The sequence below is a fragment of the Nonomuraea rosea genome, from assembly GCF_039539705.1.
Taxonomy (GTDB): Bacteria; Actinomycetota; Actinomycetes; order Streptosporangiales; family Streptosporangiaceae; genus Nonomuraea; species Nonomuraea rosea.
The window spans coordinates 152,601-172,224 of record NZ_BAABDQ010000024.1; the positions used below are offsets into that span (position 1 = coordinate 152,601).

Annotated in this window: 21 protein-coding genes; 10 read left to right on the plus strand and 11 right to left on the minus strand. The window is 71.1% G+C overall.

Annotation, left to right across the window (positions count from 1 at the left end):
* Nucleotides 1–77 precede the first annotated feature (77 nt).
* From ABEA43_RS41555 to ABEA43_RS41570, 4 genes are all read left to right on the plus strand, one after another.
* Entirely contained in the window at nt 78–1,394 is a 1,317-nt protein-coding gene (locus ABEA43_RS41555; protein ID WP_345570915.1) for an ABC transporter substrate-binding protein, read from the plus strand.
* Nucleotides 1,395–1,463: 69 nt separating this feature from the next.
* On the plus strand, nt 1,464–2,342 hold the full coding sequence (locus tag ABEA43_RS41560) for a carbohydrate ABC transporter permease (RefSeq protein ID WP_345570917.1): 879 nt from the start codon (nt 1,464–1,466) through the stop codon (nt 2,340–2,342).
* Nucleotides 2,339–3,172: a carbohydrate ABC transporter permease gene (locus ABEA43_RS41565; protein ID WP_345570918.1), complete on the plus strand. Its 834-nt coding sequence runs from the start codon at nt 2,339–2,341 to the stop codon at nt 3,170–3,172. The genes ABEA43_RS41560 and ABEA43_RS41565 overlap by 4 nt, the downstream gene beginning before the upstream one ends.
* The gene (locus ABEA43_RS41570; protein ID WP_345570919.1) at nt 3,169–4,989 is read left to right on the plus strand and encodes a glycoside hydrolase family 127 protein; all 1,821 of its coding nucleotides are present in this window, start codon (nt 3,169–3,171) and stop codon (nt 4,987–4,989) included. Before ABEA43_RS41565 ends, ABEA43_RS41570 begins: the two co-directional genes overlap by 4 nt.
* A gap of 6 nt (nt 4,990–4,995) precedes the next feature.
* Here the strand turns inward: ABEA43_RS41570 and ABEA43_RS41575 are convergent, their stop codons facing one another.
* The 3 genes from ABEA43_RS41575 to ABEA43_RS41585 all read right to left on the minus strand — a co-directional run bounded on the left by ABEA43_RS41575 (nt 4,996) and on the right by ABEA43_RS41585 (nt 7,137).
* Entirely contained in the window at nt 4,996–6,051 is a 1,056-nt protein-coding gene (locus ABEA43_RS41575) for a LacI family DNA-binding transcriptional regulator (protein ID WP_345570921.1), read from the minus strand.
* Between the two features lie 359 nt (nt 6,052–6,410).
* The gene (locus ABEA43_RS41580; protein ID WP_345570923.1) at nt 6,411–6,590 is read right to left on the minus strand and encodes a hypothetical protein; all 180 of its coding nucleotides are present in this window, start codon (nt 6,588–6,590) and stop codon (nt 6,411–6,413) included.
* A 205-nt stretch (nt 6,591–6,795) separates the two neighbouring features.
* On the minus strand, nt 6,796–7,137 hold the full coding sequence (locus ABEA43_RS41585; protein ID WP_345570925.1) for a VOC family protein: 342 nt from the start codon (nt 7,135–7,137) through the stop codon (nt 6,796–6,798).
* Between the two features lie 86 nt (nt 7,138–7,223).
* Between ABEA43_RS41585 and ABEA43_RS41590 the strand changes: the two genes are divergently transcribed.
* From ABEA43_RS41590 to ABEA43_RS41600, 3 genes are all read left to right on the plus strand, one after another.
* Nucleotides 7,224–7,538, plus strand: coding sequence for an ArsR/SmtB family transcription factor (locus ABEA43_RS41590; protein WP_345570927.1), 315 nt, complete (start codon nt 7,224–7,226; stop codon nt 7,536–7,538).
* Entirely contained in the window at nt 7,535–7,966 is a 432-nt protein-coding gene (locus ABEA43_RS41595; RefSeq protein WP_345570929.1) for an SRPBCC domain-containing protein, read from the plus strand. Before ABEA43_RS41590 ends, ABEA43_RS41595 begins: the two co-directional genes overlap by 4 nt.
* A 70-nt stretch (nt 7,967–8,036) precedes the next feature.
* The gene (locus ABEA43_RS41600; protein ID WP_345570931.1) at nt 8,037–9,341 is read left to right on the plus strand and encodes an SMI1/KNR4 family protein; all 1,305 of its coding nucleotides are present in this window, start codon (nt 8,037–8,039) and stop codon (nt 9,339–9,341) included.
* A 230-nt stretch (nt 9,342–9,571) separates the two neighbouring features.
* On the opposite strand, the gene ABEA43_RS41605 is transcribed toward ABEA43_RS41600, so the two are convergent.
* From ABEA43_RS41605 to ABEA43_RS41615, 3 genes are all read right to left on the minus strand, one after another.
* Nucleotides 9,572–9,796, minus strand: a complete 225-nt coding sequence (locus tag ABEA43_RS41605) for a hypothetical protein (protein WP_345570933.1) — start codon at nt 9,794–9,796, stop codon at nt 9,572–9,574.
* Between the two features lie 291 nt (nt 9,797–10,087).
* Nucleotides 10,088–10,789 (minus strand): response regulator, encoded by a 702-nt coding sequence (locus ABEA43_RS41610; RefSeq protein ID WP_345570935.1) that lies wholly within the window; start codon nt 10,787–10,789, stop codon nt 10,088–10,090.
* Nucleotides 10,790–10,794: 5 nt separating this feature from the next.
* Nucleotides 10,795–12,264 carry a histidine kinase gene (locus ABEA43_RS41615; protein ID WP_345570937.1) on the minus strand — a complete coding sequence of 490 codons (1,470 nt, stop codon included), beginning with the start codon at nt 12,262–12,264 and terminating at the stop codon, nt 10,795–10,797.
* A 317-nt stretch (nt 12,265–12,581) separates the two neighbouring features.
* Between ABEA43_RS41615 and ABEA43_RS41620 the strand changes: the two genes are divergently transcribed.
* The gene (locus ABEA43_RS41620) at nt 12,582–13,748 is read left to right on the plus strand and encodes an alpha/beta hydrolase family protein (RefSeq protein ID WP_345570939.1); all 1,167 of its coding nucleotides are present in this window, start codon (nt 12,582–12,584) and stop codon (nt 13,746–13,748) included.
* 9 nt (nt 13,749–13,757) lie between these two features.
* On the opposite strand, the gene ABEA43_RS41625 is transcribed toward ABEA43_RS41620, so the two are convergent.
* The 3 genes from ABEA43_RS41625 to ABEA43_RS41635 are packed head-to-tail and all read right to left on the minus strand — an operon-like array spanning nt 13,758 to nt 15,653.
* The gene (locus ABEA43_RS41625) at nt 13,758–13,970 is read right to left on the minus strand and encodes a hypothetical protein (RefSeq protein ID WP_138667843.1); all 213 of its coding nucleotides are present in this window, start codon (nt 13,968–13,970) and stop codon (nt 13,758–13,760) included.
* A gap of 58 nt (nt 13,971–14,028) precedes the next feature.
* A complete protein-coding gene (locus tag ABEA43_RS41630) occupies nt 14,029–14,640 on the minus strand; it encodes a LysE family translocator (RefSeq protein ID WP_345570943.1) in 612 nt (203 codons plus the stop codon).
* A 41-nt stretch (nt 14,641–14,681) separates the two neighbouring features.
* Nucleotides 14,682–15,653 (minus strand): helix-turn-helix transcriptional regulator, encoded by a 972-nt coding sequence (locus ABEA43_RS41635; protein WP_345570945.1) that lies wholly within the window; start codon nt 15,651–15,653, stop codon nt 14,682–14,684.
* 43 nt (nt 15,654–15,696) lie between these two features.
* On the opposite strand from ABEA43_RS41635, the gene ABEA43_RS41640 reads away from it, so the two are divergent.
* Both ABEA43_RS41640 and ABEA43_RS41645 read left to right on the plus strand, forming a co-directional pair.
* Nucleotides 15,697–16,449 (plus strand): DeoR/GlpR family DNA-binding transcription regulator, encoded by a 753-nt coding sequence (locus tag ABEA43_RS41640; RefSeq protein WP_345570947.1) that lies wholly within the window; start codon nt 15,697–15,699, stop codon nt 16,447–16,449.
* On the plus strand, nt 16,446–17,588 hold the full coding sequence (locus ABEA43_RS41645) for an MFS transporter (protein ID WP_345570949.1): 1,143 nt from the start codon (nt 16,446–16,448) through the stop codon (nt 17,586–17,588). Before ABEA43_RS41640 ends, ABEA43_RS41645 begins: the two co-directional genes overlap by 4 nt.
* A 29-nt stretch (nt 17,589–17,617) precedes the next feature.
* Here the strand turns inward: ABEA43_RS41645 and ABEA43_RS41650 are convergent, their stop codons facing one another.
* Nucleotides 17,618–18,379 (minus strand): sulfite exporter TauE/SafE family protein, encoded by a 762-nt coding sequence (locus ABEA43_RS41650; protein ID WP_345570951.1) that lies wholly within the window; start codon nt 18,377–18,379, stop codon nt 17,618–17,620.
* Between the two features lie 90 nt (nt 18,380–18,469).
* Complete coding sequence (locus ABEA43_RS41655; RefSeq protein ID WP_425570462.1) at nt 18,470–19,615, minus strand: M20 family metallopeptidase; 1,146 nt, start codon at nt 19,613–19,615, stop codon at nt 18,470–18,472.
* Nucleotides 19,616–19,624: the final 9 nt, after the last annotated feature.

Below are 19,624 nucleotides of genomic sequence, written 5' to 3' on the forward strand. Positions count from 1 at the left end.
GTATGCATCTTCGGCTACGTTCCCATCAGCAGGCATCTCAGCACCCCGGTCCACTCCCCAGAGAAGAGGCCTGGCCCATGAGGACCCATCCCCGATGGCCCGTCCGGGCGGCCGTGGCGGCGCTCTTGCTCGCAACCGCCGCCTGCGGCCAGGAGGAGCCACCCCCGCCGGCCGCCCGACCGCAGGCCGCGACGACGACATGCGCCAGCAAGGGCGCCCTGACGATGTGGGAGCGCTCAGGCGGCAACAAGCAGATGGTGGACATGCTGGTCGAGGCCTGGAACGCCAAGAACCCCGACTGCAAGATCAACCTCACGTACATTCCCCACACCGAGATGGTGGGGAAGATCGCCCAGGGTGTCGCCTCGGGCGACGTCCCCGATCTGATGGGCATGGACCTGATCTACGCCCCGCAGTTCGAGAAGGAACAGCAACTGGTCGACATCACCGACCAGACCAAGGACTGGCCGGAGCTGAAGACCGCCAGCAAAGGGCACATGACGGTGGCGACCTTCGAGAACCGGCTGTTCGGCGTGCCCCTTTACGCGGACGTGTCCGCCCTCTTCTACAACAAGGACCTGTTCCGCCGGGCCGGGCTGGACCCGGACAAGCCGCCCACGAGCCTGGCCGAGCTGCGCACGTACGCGGACAAGATCACCGCGCTGGGCGGCGGCGTCAAGGGCTACTACCTGCCCGGCAACTGCGCCGGCTGCAACATCTTCACCGTCGGCCCGCTGATGTGGGCCTCGGGGGCCACCATCGAAGCGCCGGGCCCGGGAGGCGAGCCGCTGGTCGGCGACGGCGTCGAGCAGGTGCTGCAGTTCGCCCGCGACATGGTCAAGGCCGGCGACGTCCCCGAAGGCGGCCGCGCGGAGAACGGCGAGACGTTCCACCTCCAGTTCGGCTCCGGCAAGGTCGGCATGATGGGCACCGGCAACTTCAACATCACGCTGGCGCGCCAGCAGAATCCGAAGATGGACTTCGGCATCGCCCTGCTGCCCGGCGTGACGCCGAACTCGTCGGCCTCCTTCATCGGCGGCGACCTGGTGGTGGTGCCCAAGGGGAGCAAGCGGGTCAACGACGCGGTCAACGTGATGAAGTTCCTGCTCTCCGACGAGGTGCAGGTCGAGGTCTACGCCAAGGCCCTCAACCTGACCACCAGGACCGACATGGTGGACAACCCGTACTTCAAGGCCGAGCCGCTGGTCCGCGACGTGGCCAAGGCGCTCACGGTGGGCCGCACGCCGTACACGGTCACGTTCTTCGAGCAGATCAACTCGCCGCAGGGGCCGTGGCTGAAGATGCTGCAGCGCGCCTACTACGGCGACGACGACCTCGGGACCGTCATCGCCGACGCCAAGAAAGAGATGAAGGCCATCGCCGGCCGGTCGTAGACCCGGCAGCCTCGCCGCGTCCACCGGGGTGGCTCCCCGGTGGACACCCCACCCCCAAGAGGAGCCGTCATGCGCCACGGGCCACGGGGCCGCCTGGTCGGATTCGCCTACCTGGCACCGGCTCTGCTCTTCGTGCTCGCCTTCACCGCCTATCCCCTGGTGCAGATGGCCTGGATGTCGCTGCACAACTGGTCCCTGCTGTCCCCGCCGAGATTCGTCGGGGCGGCGAACTACGAGCGGGCTTTCGACGACACCCAGTTCTGGGTCTCCTTCCGTTTCACCCTGCTCTACACCGCGCTCATCACTCCGTTCCTCATCGTCGGCGGCTACCTGCTGGCACTGCTCACCGCCAGGAACACCGGCCTGCGCCGGCTCACTCGCACGGTGGTCTTCGTCCCGGTCGTGATCGGTCTCGGGGTGTCGAGCCTGCTCTGGTACTGGCTCTTCAGCACCGATTTCGGGCTGGTGAACCGGGTCCTGCTCGATCTCGGGATCATCGCGAAGCCCGCGCTGTGGCTGGGCGTGGACGCCGGCGTCTCCACCTTCGCGATCATCGCCTCGGTGGTCTGGAAGGTGATCGGCTTCGGGATGATCCTCTTCGTCGCCGCGATCCAGGCCGTGCCGTCGGAGGTGGTCGAGGCCGCGCTCGTCGACGGGGCGAGCCCCCGGCAGCGGGTCACCCGGGTGATCCTGCCGCTGACCCTGCGCACCGTCCTGCTGGTGACCCTGGTCAGCGTGATCGGCTCGCTGCTCGCCTTCGACCAGTTCTACATCATGACCGCCGGTCAGCCGGGCAACGAGACGGCGACCTCGGTCTTCTACATCTACCTGAACTCCTTCCCCTACCTGAAGCTCGGGTACGGCGCCGCCCTGTCGATGATCCTGGCCTTCACGATCCTCGTCTTCACCGTGATCCAGCTGCTGCTGACCCGCCGGAGCCACCCGTGAAGAGACGCGGCAGGTATCTGGTGGCGGCGGTCTGTCTCGCCGTCTGCACCGTCATGCTGATGCCGCTGGCGATGTCGGTGCTCGCCTCGGTGAAGCCGACCGAGGAGGCGGCCGCCTCTCCCCCGACCTACCTCCCGCACGGGCTCAGCTTCGACAGTTACGCACGGCTGTGGAGTTACCAGCAGGGCCTGCCGGTCTACCTCGCCAACAGCCTGGGCACGGCGCTGCTGGCCATCGTGCTGACGCTGCTGCTGACCGTGCCCGCGGCCTACGCGCTGGCGCGCTTCCCCATCCCGGGCAAGGAGGTGATCTTCGTGGTGCTGCTCCTCGCGCTGATCATCCCATACCAGGCCCTGCTCACGCCGATGTTCCTGATGTTCGCGAAGATCGGCCTGACCAACTCGCTGCTCGGCCTCGCGATCCTGCACACCGCCATCCAGCTGCCGTTCAGCCTGTACGTGCTGCGCAACAGCTTCAGCGCCGTGCCGAGGGAGCTGGAGGAAGCGGCCATCATGGACGGCTCCTCCGCCTGGGAGGCGTTGCGCTGGGTCTTCATCCCGTCGGCCGCGCCCGCGATCGTCACCACCGCGCTGTTCGCCTTCATCACCTCGTGGAACGAGTTCCTCGGCGCGCTGGTGATGATGAGCCGCGGCTCCATGTTCACCCTGCCGCTGATCCTGGCCACGTCGCGGACGGAGACCAGCCTCGGCGGCACGGACTGGGGCATGCTGCAGGCCGGCGTCACCATCTCGATCATCCCGTGTGTCCTCGTCTATTTCTTGCTTCAGCGGTACTACGTGTCGGGTCTGATGAGCGGAGCCATCAAGTGAACGCAGGCAGCGTGTGGCCGACCGCGGCGGCGAAATCGCGGCTGTGCCCGGTCGAAGCCACCCAGGTGAAGATCGTCGGCGGGTTCTGGGCGCAGCGGCAGCGGCTCAACCGGGAGAAGACGATCCCGCACGGCTTCGGCCGGCTCCAGCAGTCCGGAGCGCTGGGCAACCTCCGGCTGGCCGCCGGCGGGCCGGGGCGGTATCAGGCCGAGAACGACAACGGCGGCACGCCCTTCCCGTTTCTCGACTCCGACGTCTACAAGTGGCTCGAAGCCGCCGGCTGGGAGCTGGCGCGCGGCGCGGACCCGGCCCTGAGCGCGACCGCGGAGGAGGCGATCGGGGTGGTGGCCGCCGCGCAGCGGCCCGACGGCTATCTCAACAGCTTCGTCCAGGTGGTGAAGGACGGCCGCCCCTACGGCGACCTGGCGTACGGGCACGAGTTCTACTGCGTGGCGCACCTGATCCAGGCCGCGGTCGCCTGGCACCGGGGGCTGGGCGACGACCGGCTGCTCACCGTCGCCACGCGCGCCGTGGATCATATCGCGGCCGAGTTCGGCGCGCAGGGCAGGCCCGGCCTCGACGGGCATCCGGGGATAGAGATGGCGCTGGTGGAGCTCGCCCGGGTCACGGGTGCGGAGCGCCATCTCGCGCTCGCCGAGCGGATGCTCGGGCTGCGCGGGTACGGGCTGATCGGCCAGGGGCGCTTCGGGGCCCAGTACTGGCAGGACCACGAGCCCGTACGCGAGGCGGCGACCGTCGCCGGGCACGCCGTACGCCAGCTCTACCTGGACTGCGGCGCGGTGGACGTCGCCGTGGAGCTCGGCGACGAGGAGCTGCTGGCCGCCGTGCGGCGCCGCTGGAGCGAGCTGACCCGCAGCCGGACCTACCTCACCGGCGGGACGGGCAGCCGGCACCGCGACGAGGCCTTCGGCGACCCCTACGAGCTGCCTCCCGACCGTGCCTACACCGAGACGTGCGCGGCCATCGCCGGCGTGATGCTGGCCTGGCGTCTCCTGCTGGCCACCGGCGAGGCGGAATACGCCGACGCGATCGAGCGGGCCATGTACAACGGCGTGCTGTCCGGGGTCTCGCTCTCCGGCGAGGAGTTCTTCTACACCAACCCGCTGCAGCGCCGTACGCACCGCGCCGCCGACCCGGCCGGGCACGTCCGGCGCGCGCCCTGGTACCCGTGCGCCTGCTGCCCGCCCAATCTCATGCGCCTGCTCAGCTCCTGGCACCACTACCTGGCCACCGGCGACGAGGGCGGCGTCCAGATCCACCAGTACGCGGACGCCGACCTCACCGTCGGGGACGTCCGCCTCGCGATCCGGACGGAGTACCCGTGGCACGGCCGCGTCACCGTCCGCGTGCTGAAGACGCCGGACCGGCCGTGGATGCTCTCCCTGCGGGTGCCGGCCTGGAGCCGCTCGGCCAACGGCCCCGTGGTCCGGCACGCACGGCGGTGGCACGCGGGCGACAGCGTCGTCCTCGATCTCGAACCGGTGATCAGGGTCACCGTGCCCGACCGGCGCGCCGACGCGATGCGCGGCTGCGTCGCCGTCGAGCGCGGCCCGCTCGTCTACTGCCTGGAGGCCGCCGACGCCCCGGCCGAGCTGGAGAACCTGGCGTGGGACGGCGGCCGCCGGCCCCGGGAGGTGCCGCGGCCCGACATCGAGCCGGCGATGATCGGCGTGGACGTCCCGGTCGTCGACGTGACCTCGGAGCCGTCCGGCGAGGGCCTCACCGCCGGCGCGATCCCCTACTTCGCCTGGGCGAACCGCCGGGCGGAGGCGATGCGCGTGTGGATCCCGTCCTGACCGGCCTCACCCCAGGGCCGGAGGGGCGGTCGAATCCCGTACGATCAGCGCCGGCTTGAAGATCTCGAGGGCCGGCCCCGGAGGGCCGGCCGGTGCGCGCGCGAGCCGGACCGCCTGCGTGACCGCGTAACCGACGATCTCCGCTATCGGCATCCGTACGGTGGTCAGCGCCGGCACGGTGTGGGCCGCCATGAGGATGTCGTCGAAGCCGACGACCGACAGCCGGTCGGGCACCGTGACGCCCAGGCTGTGCGCGGCGTGCAGCACGCCCAGGGCGACCACGTCGGTCGAGGCGAAGACCGCCGTGGGCGGGTCGGGCCGGTCCACCAGGCGCCGCAGCGCGGCATCGCCGCCGGCCAGGGTGCTGGGACAGCGCTCCACATAGCCGTGCGGCGCGGCGCCGAACCGGGCACGCATGAAGTCGAGATAGGCGTCTTCCCTGGCCCGGTATTCGTTGGGCAGCTCCGCGTTGACGAAGGCGATCCTCGTGTGGCCGAGGGCCACCAGATGCTCCAGCCCGGCCCGGATGCCGTCACGGTCGTCGGCGTCGACGGTCGGGAACTCGCGCGGGCTCGTGCCCGGCCAGAGCGCGATCACCGGGACGATCGAGTGGCGCAGGTCGGCCAGGAGCTGCGGATGCTGCTGCATGTCCCCGAGCAGCACCACCGCGTCGATGTGCCGCGTCTCCAGCACGGTGGTCAGCGAGACCGCCGCGTCGCCCGCCCCGCCCGGCACGTGGCCCAGCACGACGTTGTAGCCGTGCGCCATCGACTCGACCACGAGGGCCTCGATCGCCCCCGCGAAGAAGGGGTCGCTGAAGTCGCGCACCACGGCGCCGATGAGGTTCGTGGAAGCGCCGCGCAGCCCGCGGGCGAGCGGGTTGGGGCGGTAGCCGAGCTCCCTGGCCATCCGCAGCACCCGCTGGCGGGTCTCCAGCGCGATGGGCACGGTGGTGGGCGCGCCGCTGAGAACACGGGACACGGTGCTCTGCGAGACTGCTGCAGCGGCGGCGATGTCACGCATGGTAGGCACGGGCCGCTTGACCGGCTGGTCTTCGGACATCCAGCCAAGGCTATAGCATCACGATGCAGGCATACGATTTCGCCCACCTGAACGCACATAAAAGGGGGCGTCCTGATCGGCCGCCCCCCTTTCACTGTCCGTCAGCTGAACGCGCGCACCTCCAGCAGTCCGACAGACCCCTGGCCGCCCCCGGACTCTGTCTTTCCCGGCATGCTGGTCGAGGCCCTGCCCGAGACTCCCACCAGCGCAAAGGTGGGCGACGAGTCGTTCATCCTGGTCATGGACCATTCGCACACCACGGTCCTGGCCTTCCGTCTCAGCAACGCGGTGATCAACATCAACTACGGCTGGCATGCGAAGCTCGACCCTCAGCACCCGGACCAGGCACGGAAGGCCGCTCAATGGGCCGCCGAGGCCCTGGACCGGCCCGCGCCCACCGCCGACCCGTCGGACGGGCGCTTCGCCGCGGCGTCGTACGCCTGCTCCCTGCTGCCGGAGGGCGTCCCCCAGTCGGCGACCCGATGCGGCGGGCTCACGGTGCGGCACGCACGAGCGTGGAGGAACAGAAGCGGGATCACCGTGGCCGAGGAGATCTTCGCCTACTATAGGAGGGAGGCCGACGAGCCGGCCCAACCCGTGAAGGGCCTGGGGGGCGAGGCCTTCGCCGCGACGGACTTGAGCCGGATGACGCTGTGGGTGCGAGTGAGCAACCTCGTCCTGGAGATCCGCTTCAACGCGGACGACGGCAAGGTGACGCCGGAGATGCGTGAAACCGCCTGGCAACTAGCCGAAGCCGGGCTCGGGCTGCCACAGGCTGATCACGGTCCCCTGATCGTCCGTGCAGGTGCAGCCGCGTCCCGACTTGCTGTCGAACAGCTCCCCCGCACTGCCCCCGAGCTCGGCCACCCGAGCCGCCGCCGCGTCGACGTCCGTGACGTGGTAGTAGAGGTTCGGCTGTGACGAGGGCTCGTCGGAGGTGAACCCCATGGGCACGGCCGTGTTCGTGACGTGCAGGTAGCGGTCGTGCTCCCGGGTGAACTCCCAGCCGAACAGCGCCCCGTAGAAGGCCGCCGCCCGGTCCAGGTCCCGTACGGACAGGGTGTAGTAGCCCAGCTCGACACTCATGTACGCGCCTCCGCAATAATTGCCGCTATCGTTAAGGATTAACAGCGTAACGGAAGCAGGCAACTATTAACAACAACGTTAACCATGTGGACGCCACGCTGGCCGCCCTCGCCGATCCCACCCGGCGCAAGGTGATCGACCTGCTGCGCGACGGCCCGCGCCCGGCCGGCGAGCTGGCTCAGGCCGTGCAGATGAGCGCGCCCGCCCTCAGCAGGCACCTGCGGGTGCTGCGGGCAGGCGGGCTCGTCCAGGCCGAGGCCGGCGGGGCGGATGCCAGGCTGCGCCTGTACACCCTGCGCCAGGAGCCGTTCACGGCGCTGCAGGCGTGGCTGGACCAGGTGCAGGCGTTCTGGGCCGAGCAGCTCGGCTCGTTCAAGGACCACGTGGAGCGCGGCCGATGAGCGACCAGGACTCCGTCCAGGCCGCCGTCACCGTGCCCGTCGATCCGGCGACCGCGTTCCGGATCTTCACCGACGAGATCGACGACTGGTACGTGCGCGGCCGCCACAGCTGGGTCGACCCGGCCCGCGCGGTGGGCATCAGGTTCGAGGACGGCTACCTGCGCGAGCTGTGGTCGGACGGCGGCCACGTCGACACCGGCCGGGTCCTCGCCTGGGAGCCGCCGCACCGACTGGTGTGGGCCGACCTCATCAACGACACCGGGCGGATGGAGATCGAGGTGGCGTTCACCCCGGTCGAGGGCGGCACGGAGGTGCTGCTCGAACACCGCGGCCTCGGCACGCTGCCTCCCGACGTGGCCGGTCGGATCCGGCGCGGCTACTCCTGGAACATCGCCCTGGGCTGGTTCGCCGACCGGTGGAAGGACTAGCGCCGGCCGGTGGAAGCGCTGGCGCCGACCGGTGGAGGAGCTAGCCGATCAAGCGTGCTAACGTCCGCGGGTGCCGCAGCCAACACGCGCCCTTCTTGCCGCGATCGACGAGAACAACCCCGATGCGCTGAGTCGGCTGTTCGCTCAGGGTATCGATCCGGCAGCCGAGTACGACGACCACGGTTGGGTCGATCTGGTCGTCTTCCGGGCCGTCGACACCGGTTCGGTGGAGTTGGTCCACCCGTTCATCGCCGCGGGCCTGCCGGTCGACGCACAGGTTTCCGGCAGCCCGACGATGTTGAGCAGCGCCGCCATGAACGGCTGCCTTCAGCTCGTCGAGTACCTCATCAGCGCGGGCGCCGACGTCAACCACAGCGATCGGGGTGACCCGAACGACCCGGACGATCCGGCTGCCGGGACGGTCCTGACCCACGCGCTCACGTGTGACGAGCCCCTGCCGATCGTGTCCGCCCTGCTGCGCGCCGGAGCCGATCCGAACGTGTCCCGCCCGGACGGCTGGACGCCGCTGATGCTGGCCGCACACGGCGGGGACATCAAAATCGTGGAGGCGCTGCTGGCTGCCGGGGCGGACGTGCTCGCCATGAAGGGGACCGGGAACCGCAGGACCAACGCGCTGCGCATCGCCGGGTCCCGTCATCACCGCGACCTTGAAGCCCTGCTGCGAAAGCATGGGGCGGTCGATCTGACCGACGGCGCATCCGAGGTCGCCGAATGGCATGCCGCACACGCCGTCACGGCCGCGCCACTCCTGCGCCGTGAGGTGCCGAGCCCCGTCGAGATCGACGCCTGCACCGTGCGGCTGATCACGATCGTGTCCGACATCGCCGACTGGCTCGCCGCGCATGACGTCGGTGCCGCCGAGAGATTGAGCAGCCGACGCGGTGCGGCGGCCCCGGCCGCGGTCGCCGAACTCGAAGCCGCGGTCGGTGAAACGTTGCCGGCCGATTTCCGGTCGTACCTGCGGTTGTTCGGCGGCTCTGCCGGTCTGGAAGTGTTCGAGTACGACGGGATGTCGGTGCCGGACATCCTCAGCTGCCGGCGCGGCCTCACCGATCTTCTCGCCGAAGGCGCCTTCGACAGTGCGGAACCGCACGAGCTGGATCCGGACAACGGGTCTGTCCGATACCGGTGGTGGCATCCCGGCTGGGTCCCGTTCGCGCAGGACAGTGGCGGCAATCTGCACTGCATCGATCTTGCTCCCGAGCCTGACGGCGTTCGCGGACAGGTGTTCTCCTGGGAGATCCATGGCGGCCCGCTGCCTGTGCGCGCCCCGTCGTTCGAACAGTTCCTGACGGCCTACCGGAAGAGGTTGCTCGGCGGCAGCGCGGGTTGGTGGGTTAGTGCCTGCTCCTAAGCCGCTGATCTTGACCTTGGTGATCAGCCAGGGTGTGCGCTGAGTAAGGTGGGTTGGCCGGGGGCTGCCCTGATGTTCAAGCTGACGGGCTTGGTGTGACTCGCGGGCTGAGAGGGCCACCGCAGGCCGCTATCAGCTCACTCGGACTGTCTCCATCCGTGCGTGAGACGGAGGTAGGCGCTGCTTTTCTCGTTGGCACCTCGCGCGCATGTCGGCTGCACGGATAAGCCTTACCTGAGCTCATAGATCAGAAATGTGTCCTTGGCCTCCTGGGCCAGGATCAACAATCCGGTCGTGCCGGGTATCGGCACGATGCGCCCGATGCGTCCCCGAGGAAGGGCGGATCTGGTCCAGCGGCCTCCTCGGAAGTTGAGGACGTACGATGGGCCGCGATCGGGGTTCGCCGCGATCCACACGCCGCTCACCTTGTCGGCCTGCATCTCGGTGAGTGCCATCGAGTCGAACGGCGGGTTCGCGATCGCGCTGTCCGGTTTGCGGGCGGACGTGGTGGGCAGGCCTGCAAAAACGCGCCGATGCCAAGTACTGCAGCCAGCGCTGCCGCACTGCGGCCTGGCGGGAACGCTGGGGCGAGGTGCCCAAGTGGCTGGGCGATCTGCGGGCGCGAGTCATGGAGAGTAGTTCCCGCTGGTCGCGTAGCTCATCCGGTCGTCCCCTGCGGACGGTGGTAAACGCCAGATTCCGCTCCATCGCACTTGGCGTCGAAGGCTGAGTCAGCCCCGGCCGGGCTACAGCCGTCCCGGCTGCCCGCCGAGTTCTGGGCCGCCCGGAGAGATCAGCCCGGTCTCGTAGGCCAGCACGACGGCCTGGATCCGGTCCCTGAGACCGAGCTTGGACAGGATGCGCGCGACATGGGTCTTCACCGTCGTCGGGCTGACCGTCAGCCGCTCGGCGAGTTCGGTGTTGCTCAGCCCAGTGGCCAGCAGCCGCAGCACCTCCAGCTCCCGGGCCGTCAGCTCCGAGAGATCACGGTGAAGGATGGGGGGCCTGGTGTCGTCCCGGCGGGCGAACCGCTCCACCAGGCGCCGGGTGATCGTCGGAGCGAGCAGGGCGTCGCCGGTGCGCACCAGGGTTACGGCGGCCACCAGATGTTCAGGGGTGACGTCCTTGAGCAGGAATCCGCTGGCACCGGCGGCGAGCGCGGTGTAGACGTAGTGGTCGAGATCGTAGGTGGTCAGGATGATGACGCGCGTGCCGCCGCCGGCGTCCTCGGCAAGGATGCGGCGGGTGGCCTCGATGCCGTCCATCCGCGGCATCCTGATGTCCATGAGGATGACATCCGGTCTGGTGTGCCGGACCGCCTCGACCGCTTCGGCCCCGTCGGCCGCCTCCGCCGTCACCTCGATGCCGTCGGCGGTCAGGATCATCCGGAACCCGGTGCGCACCAATGCCTGGTCATCGGCGATCGCAACGCGCAGGGGCCGGCTCAAAGGGCTCACCACGGTATCCGAGCCATGATCCGGTATCCGCCTCCGGGCCTGAGCCCTGTGTCCAGCGTGCCGCCGTAGACGGCCAGCCGCTCGCGCAGCCCGATCAGCCCGCGGCCGTCGCCGGCCGGCGACGGGTCGCACCGTGTTCCGCCGGCGTCGGTGACTTCGATCTCCAGCCGACCGCCCCGGTGGCCGACGACGACGAACGCGTCCGCGCCGGCTGCATGCTTGATCGTGTTGGTCAGAGCCTCCTGGACGACGCGGTAGGCGGCCAGGTCGACCCCGGCAGGCAAAGGGTCAGGCGGCAACGACAGCTCGACGCCGACCCGTATCCCGGCGTCCCGGACCCGGGCGACCAGCGCGTCGAGCTGATTGAGCCCGGGCTGCGGTTCCAGCCTGAATCGGGGTTCTGGCTCTGGCGAAGATGTACGCCCTGACAAGGGTTCGGAGGAGTTCCGCGATCCCGCGCCGTCCTCCGGCCCGAGCTCGGGCCCGAGTTGGGGTTCGTCCTGCGACGGCCACTCGTCCTCCGCCCTGCCGGGAGAGGCAGCCAGCAATCCCATGACGTGACGGAGCTCGGACATGGCTGCCCGGCCGCCCGCTTCGATCGCGAGCAGCGCCCGCTTCGACTCCCCGGGTTCCGCATCCATCACCTTGCGCGCCGCACCGGCCTGGATCACCATCACGCTCACGTTGTGGGTCACGATGTCGTGCAACTCGGCGGCGATCCTGGCGCGTTCCTCCTCGACGGCCCTGCGCATGGCGTCGTCCTGGGCCCGCTGCAGCGCGCTGATCCGATCCCGGCCGGCCTTCAGCCGCCCCTGCCAGAAGCGGACGGACCCTGCCAGCGCTCCCGCGCCGAACAGCACGACGACGGGACCCGCCCAGGGCGGCAGTGCGGGGACGACGTCCTGGAAGATGACGCCGGTCAGCACGGCCGCCAGCACGATCCCGCCCGCCGCCGCCACTCGGTGACGGCTGTAGGCGAGCGCGCCATAGGCGGCGACGGCGCAGGCGAGCACGGTGATCCACGTCGCGTTCTCGTGGGTGACCAGGGCCGCGAGCACGACCATCCAGAAGGCTGCCAGCGGATACCGGCGCCGCACGGCCAGCGGCAGCGTGGCCAGGACCATCAGAGGCGGGTACGGGCCCTGCCCGCCGGGCTCGTCCGCCGCCCGCGGACCCGGCCTGGACGGAGCCGACGGGCGTGCGGGCGGGGAAGGGCGCAGTTGCAACGACTCCGCCAGGGGCCATGACCGCGCACTGACGCCACCGTCACCAGCGCTACCGTCACCGGTGCTTCCGTCACTGGCGCGCATGCCGGTCACCGCGACCACCGCGAGCGCGGTCAGCAGAATCGCGAGCACCAGGTCGCCCGCCAGCGCCCTGCGCGACGGCCGGAGGCGCGTTTCATCCGGACGCAGTACGTCCATCATGTACTGCCGCCACATCAGCCGCTCCCATAGCACCGTCATCAGCACATTGTCACGCCTGCGCGAAACGCCCCGCATCCTCCGCGATGACAGATACCGGCGTCCATCAGGAGTACATCGCAGTGATGACACCCGCCCTGAGATTCGGCCCGGCGGACGACGCGCACACCCCTCGGCCACCCCTAGCGTCGTCCCGTCGCGGGTGACCGCACTGATCGAGGAAGGCGCAGAAGTTGATGAATCATGCGAGACCGGCGCGTGGACACGCCGCCGAACACGGCGGCGTCGTCCGGTCGCAGGCGCACTGCGCGCGGCCAGGACCTTGGTGGCGCCGTGGCCGGACGTCCGAGCGGAGCGCGGTGGCGCGTGGCGGCGCGTTCGCCCTCGCCGGGCTGCTCACCTTCTCGGTTCCGGTCTTTCCTGCCGCGGCCATCGGTTCCACAGCCGCGCCGCGGCTGCCCGAGCCGACGGGCTCGCGAACGGTCGGCGTCACCTCCCTTCATCTGAAGGACGCCTCACGGCCTGACCCCTGGGTGACCGGGGCGACGTCAAGGGAGCTGATGGTCTCCCTGTGGTACCCGGCGGCCAAGCCACGGGACGGGCACCGAGCCCCGTACGTGACACCGAAGGAGTCCGAGCTCCTGGTGAAGGACGCCGGGCTGACCGGCGTCCCTTCTGACATGCTGAGCAAGATTCAGACCAACGCGTTCAGCGACGCCGTACCGGCGGGCGGCAAGCACGCCCTGCCCCTGGTGGTGCTCTCCCCGGGCTTCGGCAGCCCGCGCAGCTCGCTCACCAGCCTGGCCGAGGACCTGGCGAGCAGGGGGAACGTGGTGGTCGGCATCGATCACACGTACGAGAGCGTCGCCACCGCCTTCCCCGGCGGGCGGATCACCACGTGCGCCGCCTGCGAGCACAGCAAAGACACCGACTTCGGGGAGCAAGTGGTGCGGAGCCGGGCGGCGGACGTCTCCTTCATCCTCGACCGGCTGACCGGCTCGAAGCCGACGTGGAAGGGCGCCGCGCTGATCGACCGGTCGCGCATCGGGATGGCCGGCCAGTCCGTCGGCGGCGCGAGCAGCATCGCGGCCATGGTGAAGGACTCCCGCATCCGCGCGGGAGTCAACATGGACGGCACCACGTTCGCCCCGATCCCGAAGCAGGGATTGTCGCGGCCGTTCCTGTTCCTGGGGTCGCCGACGATGCACACCCCCGGAGGCAGTCCCCAAGGCAAGGACGGCAGCTGGGAGCGTGACTGGGCAGGCCTGACCGGGTGGAAGCGCTGGCTGGTGGTGACCGGCGCGGAGCACGCGTCCTTCACCGACGTCCCGCTGCTGGCCGAGCAGCTCGGCATCGACCACGGGGCTGCCATGACCGGAGCCCGCTCCACGCAGATCACCCGAGCGTACGTTGCCGCCTTTTTCGCGCGCCACCTCCGGCAGAAGACGCAGCCCCTGCTGGACAAGCCGTCCGCTCGCTATCCCGAGGTCAAGTTCTGCTCCGTGAGCAGCAAGGCCTGCCGCTGACGCTAGCGGCTAGCGCCGGCCGTACTTCTTGTGCACGGCCTGCTTGCTCACCCCGACCGCGTCGGCGATCTGCGCCCAGGCCAGCCCCGCCACCCTGGCGCGCCGCACCTGGACCGCCTCCAGGCGCTCGATCTCGCGGCGCAGCGCGGTGGTGGCGTGCAGCGCCAGCAGCGGATCGTCGTCCTGAGCCTGCCTCATCAGGGTCGCCAGGTCGTTCGTCATGCACTAAAGGTAGTCCAGCGGCAGGGGCTCCGACCCCCTCAGAACGTGTGCCGGCCGGTCATCGGGCCTCGACCACGAGCCGGACGCCGAGCCCGATCAGGACGACGCCGGAGACCTGCTCCAGCCGCCGCCGCACCACGGGCCTGCCCAGCCACGCCTTGGCCTTGGCGACCATGAAGATGAGCAGCCCGTACCAGAGCAGGTCGATCAGCACCCACACGACGGCCAGCGTCGCGAGGGTCGCCGGCACGTTCTGCCCGGCCGGGACGAACTGCGGCAGGAACGACATCGCGAACACCGCCGCCTTCGGGTTGGCCAGGCACGTCCCGAGCCCCGCCAGGTACGGCCCGCGCCACCCCGGCACCACGTCGGCCTCGGGAGCCTGCGCGCCCTTGCGGGCCTGCCACAGCGCCTGCGCCCCCATCACGACCAGCACCGCGGCGCCCGCCACGCGCATGATGTCGTAAGCCAGCTGCGAGGCCACCAGCAGCGCCGACAGGCCGAACGCGGCGGCCAGCCCCCACAGCAGGATGCCGGTCTCGTTGCCCAGCGTGGCGGCCAGCCCCGAGCCGCGACCGGCGCGCAGCGTCTGGCGCAGGATGATGGCGGTGCTCACTCCGGGCACCATGGCGATCAGGACGCACGCGCCCGCGAATGCGAGAAGATACATGCCGGGCATCGTGACAGAGCAGCGCCCGGTTATCCCCTCATTTATCCGTACATCTTGCTGAGCTCCGCGACCGCCTCGCACATCAGCGCCCGCAGCTCCGGCGGTCCCACCACCTCGACGCCCGCGCCCATCCGCAGCAGCAGCCAGCGCGCGTGCGCCAGCGACTCCACCGGCACGGTGATCGTCCGCCAGCCCTCAGGGTCGGGCTCCCCCGCCGCCGCCAGCGCCGCGCGGACGACGTCGGCACCCATCGTGTACGCGAGCAGGTCGCCCCCGTCCGGCGCGAGCCTGATGACCGCCTCGGCGGTGTACATCCGCTCGCGGAACTCCTTGGCGTACCCCTGCCAGAACCCGGCCAGCTCGAACCCCTCCGGCCGGGCGAACCGGCCGGGCAGCGTCTCCAGCGTCAGCACCCGCGACACCCGGTACGTACGGGGATCGCCCTGAGCGGGCGCGGCCACCAGATACCAGGAACCGCCCTTCAGCACCAGCCCGTACGGGTGGATCACCCGATCGACCACCTGCCGGCCCCAGCGCCGGTAGGTCATGTGCAGCGGCCGCTGCCCCCACACCGCCTCGGCCACCTCACTCAGATGCGGCACGTCGTCGGCCGAGCGATACCAGCCGGGCACGTCGAGCAGGAACCGCTCGCGCATCCGCGAGGCGTGCGAGCGCGGCTCCGGCGGCAGCGCGGCCAGCAGCTTCAGCTCCGCGTTGGCCGCCACGTCGGCCAGCCCCAGCTCGGCGGCGGGCCCGGGCAGCCCCGCCAGGAACAGCGAGGACGCCTCCTCGGACGTCAGCCCGTTGAGCCGGGTGCGGTAGCCGTCGAGGAGCTGATAGCCGCCCGCGGGACCCCGGTCGGCGTAGACCGGGACGCCGGCCGACGACAGCGCCTCCACGTCGCGGTAGACGGTGCGGATCGACACCTCCAGCTCCGCGGCCAGCTCGGGCGCGGTCATGCGGCCGCGCGTCTGCAGAAGCAGGAGCAGCGAGAGCAGGCGACTGGCACGCATGCCGCCATTGTATTGCGCACATTGATCGTGTTTGTATGAACACATGGAACGTTTAACTGCCATCATGAACGCTCTTCGCGATCAGGACAGCGTCTCCGTCGCCGAGCTGGCCGCCCAGCACGAGGTGTCGGAGATGACCATCCGCCGCGACCTGGACGAGCTGGCCCAGCAGGGGGTGGTGCGCCGGGTCAGGGGCGGCGCGCTGTCGCTGCTGCTGCGCGGCGAGGAGCCGCCGTTCGGGGTGCGCGAGCGGGAGGCGGTGGAGGCCAAGCGGCAGATCGGCGTCGAGGTGGCCGGGCTGATCGCCGACGGCGAGGCCGTGGTGCTCGACGGCGGCACGACCGTGCTGGAGGTGGCCCGCGCCCTGCTCGGCCGCCGCCTGACCGTGCTGCCGCTGGCCCTGCAGCCGGTGACGATGCTGGCCGCCGCCCCGCGCGTGCGCCTGGTGCTGCCCGGCGGCGAGGTACGCCAGGGCGAGCACAACTTCATGGGCCCCCTGACCGAGAGCTCCATCAGGGCGCTGCGCTTCGACACGGCGGTGATCGGCTGCTGCGGCCTGTCCGCCGAGCACGGCCTGACCGCCCACGACCTGCCGGAGGTCGCGGTCAAGCAGGCCGCCATCGCCGCGGCCAGGCGGGTGATCGTGGCGTGCGACTCGGGCAAGTTCTCGCGTACGGCGTTCGGCGCGGTGTGCCCGATCTCGCGGCTGGACATGGTGGTGACCGACTCCGGGATCCCGCGCGAGCAGCGTGACGCGCTCACGGCGGCCGGCGTGGCGGTCAGGGAGGCCGGATGAGACGCGAACGTACGGCCGTCTACCTGCTGTTCTTCCTGGCCGGCACGGCCATCGGCACCTGGACGGCGCGCATCCCCGCCATCAAGGAGAGCCTCGGCCTCGGCGACGGCCAGCTCAGCCTCGCCCTGCTGGCCATCGCGGCGGGAGCCGTCGCCGGCATGACGGCGGTGGGCCGCCTGGTGGACCGGTACGGCAGCAGCCGCGTCATGATCCCGGCGGCGCTGCTGCAGGGCCTCGTCCTCGTGCCGCCCGCCTACGCCGGCGGCCTGGTCGCGCTGATGGGGACGCTGCTGGTGTTCGGGATGGTGCACGGGGTCCTCGACGTGGCCATGAACGCCAACGCCGTCGAGGTGGAGCGGGCCGGCGGGCGGCCGATCATGTCCTCCTTCCACGCCGTCTACAGCATCGGCGGGTTCGCGGGGGCCACGACGGGCGGCCTGTTCGCGCACGCGGAGCTGGCGCCCTCGGCCACGTTCCTGTCGGCGGGCGCGGTGATCGTGCTGCTGGCCGTCTGGGCGGCGCGGTGGGCGCTGCGCTCGGCCCCCTCCGGCGAGCATGCGGCCGGGGAGCGGGCCGGGCGGCCCAAGGGGATCGCGTTCCTCGGCGTGCTGGCCTTCTGTTGCCTGGTGGGCGAGGGTGCGGCGGCCGACTGGAGCTCGGTCTACCTGCGCGAGGACCTGGCCGCCTCGCCGGGTTTCGCCGCCGCGGGCTACGCCGCGTTCTCCGTCATGATGACCGCGGGCCGGCTGGCGGGCGATCGCCTGGCCGCCCGGTTCGGACCGGTGCCGCTGGTGCGCTGCTGCGGGCTGCTGGCCGCCGCGGGGCTGGGGCTGGCGCTGCTGGGCGGTCATCCGGTGACGGGCGTGATCGGGTTCGGCTGCTTCGGGGCGGGGCTGTCGTGCATCGTGCCGCAGGTGTTCTCGGCGGCGGGCAACCGGGAGCCGGCGTTCGCGGGGCGGGCGCTGGCCCGGGTGGCCTCGATCGGCTATCTGGGGTTCCTGTCGGGGCCGGTCTTCATCGGGCTGGTCGCCGAGCAGGCGGGGCTGCCGCGGGCGCTGGTCATCCCGTCGCTGCTGGCGGCGTTCGTGGCGCTGACGGCCACGGCGCTGCGCACCCGTACGCGGACACCGGCCGGCTGACCTGCGGCCGGCACCCGGCGGGGGGTCGCTCAGCCGAACTGCTGCCATCCCAGCCGGACCACCATGGCCACCACCACGCACAGCAGCACGATCCGCACGAAAGCGGTGCCCCGCTTGAGCGCCGTCCGCGCGCCGAACTGGGCGCCGGCCACGTTGCACACCGCCATGCCGAGCCCCAGCGCCCACTGCACGTGCCCCTGCGCCGCGAACACCGCGAGCGCGCCCAGGTTCGTCCCCACATTGATGATCTTCGCGGAGGCGGAGGCCGAGACGAAGTCCAGCCCGAGGATGGTGGTGAAGGCGATGATCAGGAACGTTCCCGTGCCCGGCCCCATGATGCCGTCGTAGAAGGCGATCCCCACCCCGGCGACGGCCACCGCGGCGAACACCCGCCGATCGGTCCGCAGGTGCGGCTCGGGCACCGCGCCCAGCCCCGGCCGCAACGTCACGAACGCGGCCACCCCCAGCAGCACCACCATGACCGCCGGCCGCAGCACCTCCGTCGAGACGGCCGCCGCCGCCCACGCCCCCAGGCCCGCGCTGAGCACCGCCAGCCCGGCGCCGGGCAGCGCCACCTGCCGGTCTACCTTGGTGGAGCGCGCGTAGGCGACGGCGGCGGAGGTGGTGCCGAAGACCGACGACAGCTTGTTGGTGGCCATCGCCTCGACGGTCGGGATCCCGGTCATCAGGAGGGCGGGAAGCTGGAGCAGCCCGCCACCGCCCACGACGGCGTCGATCCACCCCGCCCCGGCGGCCGCCACCAGCAACACCAGGACCTGCTCAAGCGGCACGCCACTTCCCCCGATTTCCCCCCGGCAAACCTCAGAAGTGTACAAGTCACCCTTCAGTCGGCCGTCGCCGGGGGTGATCAGCAGGGGTGATCAGCGGGCGGCCAGGTCCCGCAGGAGTGCGGCGGTGAGGGCGGCGCGCTCGATCATCCCGGCCACGCTGATGTGCTCGTGCCGGGCGTGCGCCCCGGCCCCGACCGCGCCCAGCCCGTCCAGCACCGGCCGGCCGAGCGCCGCGGCGAAGTTGCCGTCGCTGGCCCCGCCCACCGAGCACTCGCGCAGGTCCAGGCCGAGCCGCGCGGCCACCTCCCACGCCTGCTCGAACAGCCGGGCGGTGCCGGGCGTGCGCTCCATGACGGGCCGGTTCCAGCCGCCACGCACCTCGATGGAGGCGCGCGGGTCGTGCGGGCGCAGCTCCGCCAGGGCGGCGTCCACGCGCGCGGCCTCCGCCTGGCTGGCGACGCGTACGTCCACGTCGGCGCAGGCCGCGCCGGCCACCACGTTGGCGCCGGACCCGCCCGAGACGACGCCGACGTTGACGGTCGTGCCCGACTCCAGGTCGGTCAGGTCGTGCAGCCGGCGCACGGCCCTGGCCAGCTCGTCGATGGCGCTGGCGCCCTTGGCGGGTTCGAGCCCGGCGTGCGCCTCCACGCCGGTGAACTCCAGCCGGAAGATGCCGACGCCCTTGCGCTCGGTCTTCAGCGCGCCGTCCGCGCTGGCCTCGAACACCAGCACCGCCGCGGCGTCACCGGCCGCCTGCTCGATCAGCGGCCGCGAGGCGGGGCTGCCGATCTCCTCGTCGCCGTTGAGCAGCAGCCGCAGCGGCGGATGCGGCAGGCCCGCGGCGTCGAGCGCCCGCAGCGCCCACACGAGCTGGATCAGGCCGGCCTTCATGTCGAAGACGCCCGGCCCGGTGACGTGGTCGCCTTCGACGGTGAACGGCCACCCGGCCAGCGTCCCGGCCGGCCACACCGTGTCGTAGTGGGCCAGCAGCAGCACGGGCGACCCGGTGCCGGGGTAGTCGTTCACGCGGATGTCGCCGTACGCGCCGCCGCCGGTCCGCCGGGTGGCCGCAGGCGCGCCCAGCCTGGTCTCCAGGTAGCCGTCGAGCCAGTCCAGGGCCGTGTCGAGCAGCGCCTTGTCGTGGCTGGGCGTCTCCAGCGAGACGTACGCGGACAGGTCGGCGAGCAGCTCGGCGCGGTGGCCGGCGATCCAGGCGCGCAGCTCGGCGTCGCTCACCGGGGTCGC